We start from the raw sequence: 14,666 nt of genomic DNA on the forward strand, positions 1-14,666 counted from the left end.
GCTTTATGATTATGTTCGAGGATAGACTCACTGAATACATGTAACCAAGGCAGTTACACAGAATTATTTACAGGGTCCAGTCGAGCCTCCACTTCCCGAACAGGCCATCTTTAAGCGATCAGAGCTACTGTTCTACCAATTTCAACTCTTAATTTATGCCGCTCCAAATGACTAAGCTGTTTATCACACAGTCCAAGATCAATCCTCCCTAACAGTTCTAGGGTTTCCTCCTTGATATCATCCCTAAGAAATCCATGTTTCACACCCTCTTTACACAAAACCATATAAATAATTAATTTTTCTAACTCACTATCCTCAATGGATTTCGCATATTCAACCTGTATACGTGAAGAAGCCTGTCGAATGTTAAGTCCATCGCCCATAAACTCTTCAATATCCTCATGGATAAATTCTTGAAGTTCATCATATGACCATTTGTCCACAACTATTCTCCGGCAAACACATTCAACTGAATATTAGGATATCGAGCTTTAAAATCGAAAATGACGTCTGTACAACTTGTACAAGTCAGTCTTTCTGTAAACAGGTTTATAGAACCTGTTGCATTTTTATTATTTCCAAGCCTTAAAGCTACATCGTTCAAAATCTTGAATTCTGTATCCCATTGTCTTGTATATGCATCGGGTGTATCCACTCTAACATTATCGGGATCAACGGTCTTCGGTTTAAAAACCCAGTTAGATTCATCCGCTAAATGCACAAAACCATCAGCGCCCTTATCTACTGGATTGTTAATACGACTGTGAGCCTTCAACTCAGATGGTAATCCAGGAATATCAAGCTGAGCAACTCCCATATTGCCGCTACCTCGGAGTTTCTTTGGTAGCTCTTCACGAATTTCACCAACTCGAGTTTGTAGCGTTTGTTGAATCTCTAACCTTTCAGCTCTGGTTAACACTTTCGTGTTTGAAACAACACCCTCACCCTGCATCCTACCATCATCATCCCCAACGTCACTACCCTGACCTTCAGTTTCCTGCTTCGCCAGCGTACTCTCAGCCTCCGGTGTTGATGGCTTTTCATGAAGCGCAACAGAATTCCCATCCTTCTGACCCGAATGTGGTAGTTCAGGAGAATGTGACGATCCTTTATCCGTTAAAGCCAGTGGATTCGATGAGGACAAATCATCAAAGTCCGCATCCACATGCTGGAAGTGCTCCTGCGCTTTGCTCAGGAGCTTCTGTGCTTCACCGACTTTGCCAACCTTAAATGCATCGGCTGCCATTTTCACTAAGTCACCAGCAACAGGAACGAGTCCGACCGTTGCCAGCAAGTAGTCCAACTTCGTCTCCGCCTCTGCGAATCCTTTGGCATCGCCTACACCAGGCGAAAAGTCCGCCAATACGTTGAACGCTAAATCTAATTTCTCTTGCTGTGCCTGACGCGCTCTGCCCGACGGATCATTCAGCACAGTACGGATGCTTTCCTGCTCCTGCCCCAGGCGGGTGTCGTCCCAGGGTGATGCCCCTTCATCAAACGAATCCAGCGCGGCCTGTGCCTTCGCTATCTGTGCCCGGCAACCAGGGCTGCTCATGTCCTTACAAGCCGCCTGAAGCTCTGCATCCCGCATGTGGTCAAGCTGATTGGTCTGATTCAGTTGCTGGCAAGCCGCAGAACCTGCCCCCTGCTGGTTACAACTGGCAAGCAGAGACAGTTTCTTCTGTACTTCTTCCTGATTCAGGTAGTACTCGATACTGCCTGCGGGCAATACCGCTTCATCCGCCAGATAGTTGGAACTGTTACGACTGATGAGTGCTGACTGATTCCCATGATGGCGGTTGATATCTCCTTCTCTAACCGTTCCCAGCCCGCTGTTTTCCAATACAAAGGCGTAGTTGTCCGCTGAATACCCGCCCATCAGGCTGGCGTATTCTTCATTCAGCGTTTTATTTTCCCGGCTGTCTAATCCGCCCTGCGCAACCTGACCATGCGTGACTTCATGACCTAACGTTGTCATGTAGTCCTTCGCATTCTTCATGGTTTCATCATTGATAACGATTTTGCTGGCACCATTACCATTCATGTAATGTGCCCCGTGCGTCATCTTGGTGACCGCAACAACCAATGCCGAATCGATATTAACGCCATACACTTCGGCATAGGCAGCGGCGTACGCATTAATCGCGGCCTGCTTCTCTGAAGCTGTTGCTGTATCCAGGTTATTTAATATGACCGCAAACTTGCCCTCTGCCTGCGATGCAACCAGCTTCTGAACATCCAGGTTTTTCTGAACGTTATCAACATGCTCAAAAGTATCGCCGACAGAGACGGAATCTTTGGTGACCACATCGGCGAGCGAGGACAAGCCAAGTTCATTCCGCTTCACATCCTCGGCAATGTTATGGCGGCCTTCTTCCGTCAGCAGGCGGTGGTCGAGGGTGACATCTACGTTGCCCTGCTGGCGGTCGACTTCGAACAGGTCGCGGCTGGTGTTGCTGATGTCGCGGTTCAGCGCCGTGAGGTCGCTGTCATCGCTCAGGGTGATTTCGCCCTGCCCCAAGGTTGCGAGGGTCTTGTCTTTGCTGTAGGACGAGGTGTTTTTATATTGCAGGTTGCTGCTGTTGTAGGTGGAGTCGATCCCCCCTTGCTGCACGCCGACACTGGTGGTGAGGCCAGCCGACTGATCCTGACGGTAGTCGGTGTTGTTGAGATCGCTGTAACTCAGGCTGCCGGTGTTGAGCGTCAGGTTGTTGAGGTCGTTGCCGTTTTCATCGACAGTGGCAATGAGTGCGCCGGTGATATCGGTGTTACCCGCGACTTTGATCTCGGCCTTGCCGCCCGAGGTGAGCGTGGTGAGCTGGGTTTCCGAGCTGATAACACGGCCACTGCTGGCGTTCAGGCCGCCATTACTGCCGGTGGTCTCTCCCTGGCCGCTCAGGCTGACACCGCCGCTGATACCGGCCCCCTGATTACTTGAGCTGTGGCGATCCTGCACCGAAGCCACACTGAGATCGCCGCCGATATCCAGGTTCAGCGACTCAGCGGCATCGACATTGGCACCTTGAATATGGGTATCACCACGGGAATTAATGGTGATGTGACTCCCCGACACCCCGCTGTTGACATACGTGGTCGACTGGCTGCGCTGCTCCGACTGATTCAGGCTGGCGTTGAGACTGCCGCCGGTGCTGCTGCCGTGCACCGTCATCGACGCGCTGATGGTCCCGCTTTCCGTCTGAGACTGGCTCTGCTGTGTTTGCTCAGCGGCCAATACACTGACCGTACCGCCATCCAGCGTCACGCCCTCTTTGGCGGTGAGCGAGCTGCCCTGCACCAGTATCTGCTGATCGGTCTGGGTACCGGAATTGACGATGATATTCTGACCCGCGAGTGACGAGCCTCGTGCGGTTGAGCTGGTGCTCTTGCTGTCGGTCTGGGTGACTGACATGTCAAGATGAAGACCCGCATCGATCCCAAGTGTACTGGTGCTTTGCGCCGCGGCGGCTCCCTGCTTCATCAGCAAGGTGGTTTTCGACGCCACATCCACTGTCGCCAATGTAATGCTGGCAAGATAGAACGCCTCATCGCTTTTCACATCGCTGATGATGCCTTTCAGCTCGGCAATATCCGCCGCGCTCACCCCCGGTTCATGGTTCGCCAGTGCCTGTTCCAGCTCAGACAGCGTATTCTCCAGGCTGTCGACTTGTTTCTGGTACTGACGGTAATCTTTTTCTGCCTGTTTGAGCTTGTCTGCAGACTCTTTCAGTGCGATCGCCGCTTTGCCCGTTTCCACGGCCTGATGCTGCACCACCAGGCTCAGCTCGGCTTCACCCTGCATGCTGGAAGAGGTGGTCGATTCCGTGTCGAGCACTTCGCGGATCAGCACATTTTCCGCCGCGGTCAGTTCAATGTTACCGTTGCCATCATCATCGGCGTCGGCCAGCACATCAGAGCCTTGGATCACAATGTCTTCGGCGGCGTCCATCAGAACCGTGCCTTTGCCAATGATGGACGCACCGCGATGGGTGGTAGCATCGGTCTTGTTGTCAGCTTTACTGTACTCGGCTTTTGCCAGTGTCAGCTTGGCCTGACCGCCGTCAAAATTCACCGATTCATACGGGTTCACCACTGATTTCAGAGCATCTTCCACGTTAACCGACAGGGATTCCGTGGACGACCAGGTGCTATGGTTTTCTTCCGCCGCCAGCACGGTGACACTGCCAGTATCTGCCGTGAAATTGGCGTCGGCTTCTGCGCTGACATCAGAGCCGATCACAGTCACACTGCCACCGTTGATATTCACAGTGCCGCCGGACGACAGGGCGCTGCCTTTAGCAGTGTTGTGGATTTCGCCCTGCCGTTCAGAATCCATAGAGAACAGATCACCACCTCTGAAGGCGCCGTATTCCTGCTCGAACGTTTCGTGCTGACGGCTTTCCTGTCCGGCCGCAATAATGACCTCATCGACGGCGGTGGCAGTAATATCGCCCTCTGCCTCGACATCACTGGCCACCAGCGTAATCGACTTACCTGAGGTGATGTCGATGTTATCGCTGCTCATCATGCCGCTGGTATCCAGCAGGGTGGCCGAATCCACCTCGGATTTGTGTGAACCCGACAGGCCGCCAAAGCCTTGTTTAATGGTCTCGTTGCGGCTGTAGCTCTGGTACTGCTGCGCGGTGACGGTCACATCACCATCGGCCGAGGCTTCGATGCCCTCGCCCGCGGTAAAGTTGGAGCCGACAATAGTGATATCGCTGTCGCCGCCTGCGGTCTGGACGCTGCCAAACTTCTGGGCTTTGACGATGATTTTGCCGCCCGCCGATACATCGGCACCGACCACAGTTTCGGTCAGCGATTCCTGAATGGAGGTTTCTCTGCGGCCAAAGGATTTCTTCTTAGTGGTTTGGTCGTAACGGTATTCGCTGTCGTTAACAGCTTGGAAAGTGATATCGCCTTTCGCCAGCACAACCACGTCACCTTGCGTAGACATCTGGCTGCCGGTTGCCGTGATATCGTTACCGGACTGAATAAACACGCCATCATTGGCCGCCAGTTGCGTCCCCTGATGCTGCCTGATATGACTGACCGACTGACTGTTGTGCGTTTCCTCACGGCTGAAGGCTTCATTCACCAGGGTATTGAGCGCAACGTCCCACCCGGCAACCATTGCCAGCTCACCCTCTGCATACATGTCCGATGCGGTGACCGAAATATTTTCTCCGGCATCAAAACTCAGGTTGCCGCCGGAAGATAAACCGGATCCCAGCACAGCAACATCCAGGTGTTCCTGATCGCGGGTTTTGAGGTAATCGCGCTGGGTTTCGGCGGTCACTATGATGTCTTTTTCGGCTTTGACGCTGAGATCGCCACCGGCAGTGACATTGGCAGCAGTGTTTTTAATCGAGCCACCAGCACTCATGGTGATCGTACCGCGTCCGTTAATGCTGGCCGTCTCACCGACTCGGGTATCGGTGTATACCACACCGCTGGCATCATCGGCTGTGGTTACTGCGCCGTTCTGAGTGATGCTGACACGCTCAACCTCAGTGCGGTTGATGATGTCGCCCTTTTCCGTGCTGAGTGCGATATTTTCACCGGCTATCTGGCCGCTGATATTCTGAATATCATTAACGGCGTCCATCTCAATATCGCCACCCGCGGTCATGCTGCCACCCAGGTTGCTGATATTGTCATCACTAACCAGATGCAGTTTGCCCTTGCTGTCCATCTGGCCGCTGTTGATGATATTGCCGGCTTCTGCATAGACCTCGCTGCCGCTGATCAACGCGCCGCCGCTGAGATTGTCCTGCGTCACTTTCGACAGATAGAGCTTGGGTGCCAGCACCTGCTGGCCGTTCACATCAACCGGTTCCCACCAGACAATATCCTGCGTCAGCCCGGCGACCTGCTCCGGCGTCAGTGCCACCCCGGCCTGCAGGCTCAGGCTGTCTTTCTGCTGGCCTGCACTGTCGAGCAGCTGCTGCATCTGGTCGAGATCCGTGCCGACATCATCATTGAGGTAACGCTGGCCCGTTTGTTCGAAAATGGCAGAGGTGATGGTGCGGGTGTCATAGAAGGCATCCCCCAGCACCTTGAGATCTTTTTGCGGATCGAAACCGATGCTGTCGAAGAAGTAATCCGATCCCAGAAACTGATCCAGATTGGTCAGCGCCGGATTGGTTTCAATCAGATACTGGCTGTCCGGGCCATTGTTATACACGAACAGACCGTTCGGGCTGGTCGGCAGGCGGAAATCGGGGAACGGAATATTATTAGTTGATGTATTCAGTGCAAGGTCAAGCTGATTGCCCGCAGCGGTTTGCACACCCGCTTGTTGCGCCTGTTTATCAGGACGGCCAGCATTAGTTAAACCGATATTGGACTTTATATCTGAGTTATTGATTTCATTTTTGACGTTAAAATTCGTTATTCCGCCAGAGGAAATGGTAGACGAGACAACTCCAACACCAGACTCCGTTGTATTTTTACTTGTTAAACCATAGGTAAAACTTTTGATACCATCATGATCTTTTAATCTGTAAGTCGCTGTGGTGGTATAAACACCGGTTTTATACCCTTTGTTTTCTAATGTATTCGCTGAGATGTTTAAATTTTTATTAACATGAAGCAGGCTGGCGTCATTTTTTAGCGTATTTGCGTTCAGTGAAGCATGACCACCTACCACAATTTGTGAGGCTGCGGATTGTTGTGTGACGACCAGTTTTTCTTGCACAACAACAAAATTATGGAAGTCGTAACTAACACTATAACTCGTCTCACAACGCTCATCTTTTTCACCACCATTTCCCTCTGTACACTTTTCTTCTTCTGAATAGGAAGGTGCATAGGGTGAATTTCTTCCAACCGTAAATTCATTCTGGTTATAGTGCGGATCCAGCTGTACCCCTTCGCCTGAGGATTTTTCAATCTCCAGTACTTTCCGCTTATTCACGATGTTTTGAGCTTTCATATCCAGATCAGCACCGGACTGAATTACCCCAGAAATATTCTGCACCGAGCTTGCCATGGCCCCGCTGGCATCTCCGGCGATCACCATCTTGCCGCTGGTTAAAATGTCGGCCTCGGTATTGATCAGGTGGCCTTTGACATAGAAATACCCCTGATCACCGGCATACAGCAGGCCGGTGTTGGTCAGGTTACCGGCCACATTTAAGGTGGTGTCCTGCATCCCCAGCGTCGCGCCCTGATTGGTGAACTGCGTCAGGGTCGCCATCAGGTTGGTCAGTGCCTGTATCGTTCCCTGATTCGTCAGCATACCGGCATTCAGTACAGTGGTATTACCTGAAATCAGGCCGGTGGCCAGATTGGTGAAGGTGCCGCCAACGCTGACGGTCGTCTGTCCCTGAGCCACCAGCTTGCCTTTGTTTGAAAGCTTGCCGCCGGCAGAAAGACGGGCATCCCCGCCAGCACTCAGGTTGTGGTTGAGAACCATATCGCCCGTGGTATTAACATCAAGATCGCCATTTGCCGTCGCCGCCTGATTCAGCGTCAGGGTATCCACACTGATACTCATATCGCCAAGCGATGTCAGATCACCATCGTTAATCAGGCTACCTGCGGTCAGTTGGCTATTGGCGTCGCTGGATACTCTGCCTTTCTGGGCAAACCAGTCTGCATCGACAAACTGATCACCTACAGCCTGGATCTGTCCCGTATTTGTCAGCTGACCCGATACGCTCAGACGCTGCGCTCCGGCAGCCGCCAGCGTCCCGGCATTGTCAATCTGCTCGGCCACAATCTGCTGCTCGGCCTGGGATGTCATCACACCTGTGCTTTGCTGGCTAAAGGTGCCGGCTGTGATGGATTGTTCGCCCGCAGACTGAATCGCGCCCTGATTAGTGAGCAAACCTGTGACACGCAAGGTTTGCCCGCCAGCCGATACCAGCTTGCCACTGTTATCGATTGTTTCTGCCTCTGCGTTCAGCTGATTGGCAATGAGCTGGCTGTGGTTCTGAATCGTTCCCGCCTGTAGTTCCAGCGTACCGGCATGGGTTGTCCCTGCGCCCTGCAGTGTCAGCGACTGAGGATTGGCGATTGTCAGTGTCTGCTTAACGGCGATCTGACCCTCATTGGTTAACTGGCTGATCCCCGCCAGACTGGCGTGCTCTGCTGCAATCTGGCTCGGTGCATCCAGACTGAGGGTTTGAGCCACGCTGCTCAGTTCGCCAGACACCTGTATCCTGCTGTCACTCAAACTCACGTCAGCGCCTGTCAAATCCACCCGTCCGTTATGACTCTCTGAGCCGTCTGCGGCCACACCGGCAATTAACGTACTGTTTTGCAATCGAATGGCATCCGCCTGAACCCTGATTGTCTGGCTGACGGTTTCTGAATCCTGAAAATTCACTTCAGACCCCGAGAACGACGCACTTTCTGTGGCTGCCACCAGACTGTTCTGATGAATCTGATCACCCGCCGTTGCCTGAAACTGAGCAGCTGAGTTTTCACTGTTCAGAAGCAAATCACCGGCCGCGACATACTCGATGTTCTGTCCGGCCTGCTGCGTGCCTGTGGTCGTCACCGACTGATTCGACTGCACAGTAAGTGACTGCTTACTGCTGACATCCCCTAAGCTGATCTGGCCGTCAGCTGAGATCTGAATATCACCCACAATACTGAACAACCTGCCCGTGTTGACGCCGACGCCCTGCTCGGTCGCCACCAGCGAAATTCGTCCGGCATACATGCCGCCCAGCGCCGAAGAATCGATTGCCAGTAAAGGCTTATCTTTCACATCATGCGTGGCTGTGACGTCATTGGTCAGATAATCAATTTGGTTTGGGCCAGTAACGACAGACAGGTTGTTGGCATGAATGTCCGCATTGATTTTTGCCGTGCGGGCCAGAATATCGAAATAGTCCTGCTGTGTGCCATCCAGCCCTTGCCCGGTGACAGTGACATCGCCCTGGCGAATGTCAAAGCCGCTCAGCAAGCCGCTCTGAAACTGAGGTACACCCGTGGTTAATGTGGCGCGCGGGGTATTGAGAAAACCACAGCCGTTACAGGTAATGCCATACGGGTTGGCGACTATGACGTTCGCTTGCTGGCCAAACACTTCGGTATAGCCATTCAACTGGCTGCGGTTGGCCCCGGTGACTTCATTGAGAATGACAGAGGCGGCCCGCCCGTTCAGCTGAGCGTTCCCCTGCAAATAGCCGCCCAGCTGGGATTGCGCCAGTTTTTCGGTTGAGTTGTTGAGGATCAGCCCTTCTTTGCCGACGTTGTATTGCTGGAACTGGTTATGCGATAAACCACTGGCATTGGGGGCGGCAATGTTCACCACAGGCACGCCGTTAGCGGCGGCAGAGATCGTGGTGTTGTTCTTGCTGCTGCTATCGACCTGAATGGTTGCCCAGACAGGCTGAGTCGCCAGCATCCAGCACAAAACGTAAGTCAGTACTTGCGTAAATTTATGATTGCGATGCCGCATGCTGCCCTCGGAAAAATTCAGAATCTCAGTGAAAAACGGTAATTCAGGCTGTAATCATCCACCGACATCCAGGAAGGATGTTCGATGGGCCAGCCCGCTAAAACAGTACTCTGGTAAACGCCCGACTGAGCACGCAGCCCCACCGCTCCGCCAGTTAAGTGGCCACGTTCAAAGGGGTCGGTGTTGTCGGGATGTATCGCCCCGGTATCGAGTGCAACATTCAGATCCAGTTGCCCCAGAAAAGGCCATTGCCCCAAGTGGTAGTTCAGGTCGTTGCGCCAGTAGTAGCCAGCATCGCCCGACAGCGACTGCCCCTGAAAACCACGCACCGAATATTCACCGCCTATGCTCAGCCGCTCACTGCCGGGTAACGACTTGGCGGCAATTTGGGTAAACAGCGTGGTCGAGAACGCCCAATCCGGTGACAAGGGGTAGGTATAATTCACCGTGACTGTGCCCTTGTTAAATTCCTCTTCCGGACTGCCGGGAGCAGCGCGATAACCGGGAATGGTCAGTCCGCGCTCATATAGGGGCGACATCGTCAGAAACCCGCCAGCCAACCGTGTGCTGTGTTCAGCAGAAACCGTCACCGACGCGCGTTCATTACTGCTGCCGTTCAGTAAAGTTTTGTCGATAAAGTTTTTCTCATGGTCATAGCCAAGCCCCACCCGAAGTGAAGACTTACTGATGCTGTCCCGATGAAATAACCATTGGCTATCCAGTGCGTGCCTTTGGGTTTCGCCGCTGGATGCGAACGAGAAATTCTGGCTGTTCACTGTGGTCAAATAATCGCTGTAGGCGTAATGGTAGTTCAGGGTCCAGTAACCGAACGGCATTCCCCATACCAGCTGCAGGCTCTGGCTGTCCCGGCTATCGACAAACTCAGCACTTTTCGCGCCGGACAGGCTCCAGCTCTCGTAGAGCCCCAAGAGATCTTCAGCCACCAGCGTGACGGAGAGTTGCTCCTTGCCCGTGCTGTCCTGCCCTGAATTGCTGTAACCCAGCTCACCCCGCCACCATGCGCCCGCTCTGGTCTGAATATCGACCAGACTGAAACCGGGCCGGGTGCCGGGCAGCATTTGCACTGTCGCGTTATAGCGGGACAAACGGTTCATTTGATCCAGCGTCTGCTCGACATCGCGCAAACTTAAAATACGGCCACTTTCACCAGGATAGAGATGCAGCAAACTCGATGACGGCATGCCGTTTTCCTGCAGTCTTTCCAGCTTGCCTTCCAGCACGTCGACAACCAGCTCACCATTGGAGAGATTCTGCGGTAACAGCACCGCTCTGGAGGTCACATAGGCCTTGTCGATATAGGTGTTAGTGACGATTTTCAGAATATTGTTTATGGCTTCAATGCCGATGCAGTCTCCGGCTCTGAAATCGATCGCTGCCAATAAAATGTCTGTGGCTATGTGCTGATTACCGCGCAGCGTCAGCTTTTGAATCGCAAAGCATTGTGCATCCTGAGCTGGCAGGACAGGCGCTGGCGGTGGCAAGGCCTGTAACTGCTCAATCGCCTGTTGGGACGCTTCAATAGATTGCAGGCGTTTTGCCTGCTCAGTCTCAATATCGCTTTTTACCGCAGGGGAAAGCAGGGCGGCCAGTGCTGGCACACTGGCAGAGATCAACAATAAAAACGCGAAGCGATAATGCATAACACCCAAATCGACAGCAATGTCTGGAGATCAAAGATGCAGCGATGCATCAATTCAATGGCGGCGGGAGAACACGCAACACAAGCGTGCCTTCATTGAGACGGGTTTCCAAATCCGGTCTGCCCTTCCCCTAAACACTTTGGTTAAGACAACAACAAAAAGACACATGGCATGAGTTTTGGCTCATGCCATGTGTCTGAAAACATCAAATAACAGTCTTGAAAGAAATCATCACCCGCCGCTCACATTGATTACACTTCATTCAAATACCTGAGTGGGGCAGGCGACCATAATTGCAAAAAAATATAATTAAAAGCGCGTGAATTCCGATCAAAGTGGGCATCTAAAACTCAATGAGCGCCTCACTGGAAGAGAATTCATTCAAAGCAGTGATACCTCTTCTGCTGCTCCTTACCAAATCGTCAGAGCACACATTCTGCCTATGCTTCAGAAGTTTGCATGTTCCTCTTCCCAAACAGTTTCCAATGCAGCCCCTGTAGCTCATGATTCTCTGATAATGACAAATCTCCGTATGGCGTCGTCCATACGCTCTTTTTAAAAGTATTGATCAGATCTCTTCCTCTGAGATTTGGTTGTGTCTTCAGCGCACACGTTAACGCACGCACCGCGAGATAACTGGTAATAAAGTAAGGTCCGGGCACTTTCCCGCATAAATCCATCGCACGTTGTTTCAGCTCAGAAACAGAACTGTCAAAAATTCCAGACCCATAAGCATGTAAAAAAGGAACCTGAATATTGTCATGCGGTAACTCAGACAAATCAATGCCCCAGGCATCATCAGATAAAATCACCCTGCTTCGCTCATGAAATGTACAGCGGCGCACCACATCAAAGCAAAATGATTTGCGGCCCAGAATATATATCGTAGGAACACGGGTCGCGAATACTTCAGCAAGCATGCCAAGTGATGCTTTTTCTTCCAGCAAATAACAACGGCTCTCAATACGTTTGTCCGATAAATTTCGCACTAAAGCTTCAGCCAGCAGCTCACCATTATTATTTTTCTGACCGATGATAATCACGCTTTCACCAGCAACAGCTTCAGCAGCCATGCACGCTATCTGATCGTCATCACGACCGAAAAAGCGGAGCGTAAAAATAGTGTTCTGACATAAAGCAATATTCGAACTGCCGGGCGCTAAAAAAGGCAGACTGGCTTCTTCGTAAATTTCACTGGCTGCCAGCGCACAAATACTGCTGAAATGACCAATCACAGCTGCGGCCTTTTCAGTAACGATCTGATGAGCCACACCTGAGGCTTGGGATGCGTTATGCCCATCATCAAAGTACTTCACTTTCACCTGAATACCACTGTCACAAACAGCCAGATAAGTTGCAGCCAACAAATCGTCTTTATTTGGCCCGTCACTTTCACTCAAAATTATGACAGGTGAATCAGGACCGCCCTGAAAACGGGCGGTCAGAAATATTGATTCCATCAGAACTCTTGTATCAATGATTCATTATGGGCGGGAGATTTTGTAGTGCTGACCAGTAGCATCAAATGGCGTTTTAAATGAAAAGGCATACGGCGTACTCCCATGATCATGCAAGTGCTCAAGGCGATGACAAGCCTCCCGCCAATTTGGCTGATGCTGCTCGTCAATCCACCACACCACGTAGATCGGCCAGTTTTGTTTACCGAACCAGTCTTTACGCATGCGTAAGGCCTCTTTATGGAGTGACCCTTGGTAAGCAAACCGGAATACACTCTCTAAGTCTTGCCAGATTGAAATGGTCTGCGCCTGAGTACTGTGCCCCTTCGCAATCCCATCAAGATAAAAACGCGGGACAGCAAATGGTCCCCATCGGCCCCAGTCTTTCTGGTAATTAGACATCCATTCAATATCTTCTACAGGCCTAGCGCGATCAATAAATCCCGGGGATTGTTCAGCCTCAAGAAAAACATCAGGTGTGCGATCATCAAACTCACGTACTCTGCTGTCTCCGTATGGCGCCCGAAGTATAGAAAATGTCATCAGACAGACACGGGAACTCATACGATTACCTCCTCTCGGCTCGTCGCTTCCTTGCATGACAGTTGATGGAAACTTTCCGGCAAATGTTGCAGGTGCAGCACATGCGGCGCTTCCAACCCGATTAAATCTTTACCAGTCAGTAAGGCGTAGAGATTTTGACTGCTTTCCGGCATCAAAGGGACAGCAGCCTGAGCAAAGTAAACCAATAATTCACCCGCATCACTAAGTTGATTCCCCTTGCTCAGCAAGTGTTCGATATATGAGAGCAGGTGTAAAATATCTTCAGCAGCCTGACGTAAGTGAAAACGCTCAGGGGAGAAACTAGTCAGAATTCGATGCCGAATAGCTTCCCCGGTCTGCGTTGTCTCACCGCTGACAGTGATCGTTAAGTTCTCTCCGGTAATACATATATTCCAGGTTTGAGCAATCTGACTCCAGTGTGCATATAGTGTTCTTTCAAGAACATTACGCATATCAGCTTCATTGAAATTAGATTTTTCAAATCCGGGCGCATTAAAAGCTGCATAAAAACGAATCGCATCAACAGGATATCTTTCGGCAAGGTCAGATGCCCATATCACATGGTTGTTGCTTGTCGAAAATTTCGCATGATCGAGGTTATAGAACTCATTAATCACCGTTGACCATGGCAACCATCGACCTTGTTCTATCTGAGTCAACAGTGCAGCATGCACCAGTGCGTAGAAATAAGAGTTGTCAAACCCAAAGAAATTCACAGGTACCGGGAATGTTCCTAAACTATCATCCTGATGGATCGCTCTCTGGTAACTGTAAAGCAATTGCGCCATTAACTCTGGCCATGCATTAATCACCTGTCTGGGAAAATCCGGATGCTCAAAAGCAATCCCCCAGGTCCCCGGAACGGTCACCGGAAATGCCGGTAAATCTTCACGAAGAACATCCTCCGTCAACCAGCGATAGCGTTGACGAAACCTTGGATTGTTCTGATAAAATTCCTGCAGCTGAGGTTTGAAACGTTCAAGCTCCAGCGTCAGCACTTCATGGTAACCAAGTTCCAGTTCAGCTTCTGGAGTATTGGTCACTCTCGGTTCAATCAGTGTCTCTGCGTTCGTGAGATTACCACAAGCCTCACAGATACCACATTTACAGCCAGCCATGCATGAAGGGCAAAAGCCAGACACGCCAGCTTCATCCAGCCAAACCTTGTCATTCTTCATACGAAAGAATGGCATTTTCTTTTTGATCAGCACGCTGTCTTCATATAAACGATGGAAAATACCTCTGACAAAGTTCTTACTTTCCTGTTCAGGTACAAAGTAATCATCCACAGAGACATTGTACTGTGTCAGCGTCTTATGAATCTCTTCACTCCAAAACTGACTGAGTTCTTCTGGAGAACGATTCTGCCGTTGTGCAGTAACCCGGACATAAGACTGATGAATATCACTATAACAACTGACAAAACATGGGGCTCCCTGGAGACGCAATGCTCTGGCAAATACGTCTCCCGCTAAAAATGGACCACTCATATGTCCGACATGAAGTCCACCATTAGGCGTTGGGGGGGGTAATGTAACAATGAAGCTTGTAGGTTCCATTATCATGCCT

Annotated in this window: 6 protein-coding genes; all 6 read right to left on the reverse strand. The window is 51.2% G+C overall.

Annotation, left to right across the window (positions count from 1 at the left end; all coding sequences use genetic code 11):
- Positions 1-110: 110 nt before the first annotated feature.
- A complete protein-coding gene (locus tag Q4491_RS12565) occupies positions 111-443 on the reverse strand; it encodes an Imm3 family immunity protein (protein WP_303457896.1) in 333 nt (110 codons plus the stop codon).
- A 2-nt stretch (positions 444-445) separates the two neighbouring features.
- On the reverse strand, positions 446-9,415 hold the full coding sequence (locus Q4491_RS12570; RefSeq protein ID WP_303457898.1) for a hemagglutinin repeat-containing protein: 8,970 nt from the start codon (positions 9,413-9,415) through the stop codon (positions 446-448).
- Between the two features lie 17 nt (positions 9,416-9,432).
- A complete protein-coding gene (locus tag Q4491_RS12575; RefSeq protein ID WP_303457900.1) occupies positions 9,433-11,076 on the reverse strand; it encodes a ShlB/FhaC/HecB family hemolysin secretion/activation protein in 1,644 nt (547 codons plus the stop codon).
- A 440-nt stretch (positions 11,077-11,516) separates the two neighbouring features.
- A complete protein-coding gene (locus Q4491_RS12580) occupies positions 11,517-12,536 on the reverse strand; it encodes an ABC transporter substrate-binding protein (protein ID WP_218385003.1) in 1,020 nt (339 codons plus the stop codon).
- A 24-nt stretch (positions 12,537-12,560) separates the two neighbouring features.
- Positions 12,561-13,097 carry a DUF3291 domain-containing protein gene (locus tag Q4491_RS12585; protein ID WP_218385006.1) on the reverse strand — a complete coding sequence of 179 codons (537 nt, stop codon included), beginning with the start codon at positions 13,095-13,097 and terminating at the stop codon, positions 12,561-12,563.
- On the reverse strand, positions 13,094-14,656 hold the full coding sequence (locus Q4491_RS12590; RefSeq protein WP_218385008.1) for a class I tRNA ligase family protein: 1,563 nt from the start codon (positions 14,654-14,656) through the stop codon (positions 13,094-13,096). Before Q4491_RS12590 ends, Q4491_RS12585 begins: the two co-directional genes overlap by 4 nt.
- Between the last annotated feature and the right edge of the window lie 10 nt (positions 14,657-14,666).

This window comes from Photobacterium sp. 2_MG-2023 (genome assembly GCF_030547675.1).
GTDB classification, from domain to species: domain Bacteria; phylum Pseudomonadota; class Gammaproteobacteria; order Enterobacterales; family Vibrionaceae; genus Photobacterium; species Photobacterium arenosum.

Bases quoted from the DNA above. Each gene is read 5' to 3' on its own strand.
- Q4491_RS12570 (WP_303457898.1), bottom strand. From the start codon at position 9,415: ATGCGGCATCGCAATCATAAATTTACGCAAGTACTGACTTACGTTTTG.
- Q4491_RS12575 (WP_303457900.1), bottom strand. From the start codon at position 11,076: ATGCATTATCGCTTCGCGTTTTTATTGTTGATCTCTGCCAGTGTGCCA.
- Q4491_RS12580 (WP_218385003.1), bottom strand. From the start codon at position 12,536: ATGGAATCAATATTTCTGACCGCCCGTTTTCAGGGCGGTCCTGATTCA.
- Q4491_RS12585 (WP_218385006.1), bottom strand. From the start codon at position 13,097: ATGAGTTCCCGTGTCTGTCTGATGACATTTTCTATACTTCGGGCGCCA.
- Q4491_RS12590 (WP_218385008.1), bottom strand. From the start codon at position 14,656: ATGGAACCTACAAGCTTCATTGTTACATTACCCCCCCCAACGCCTAAT.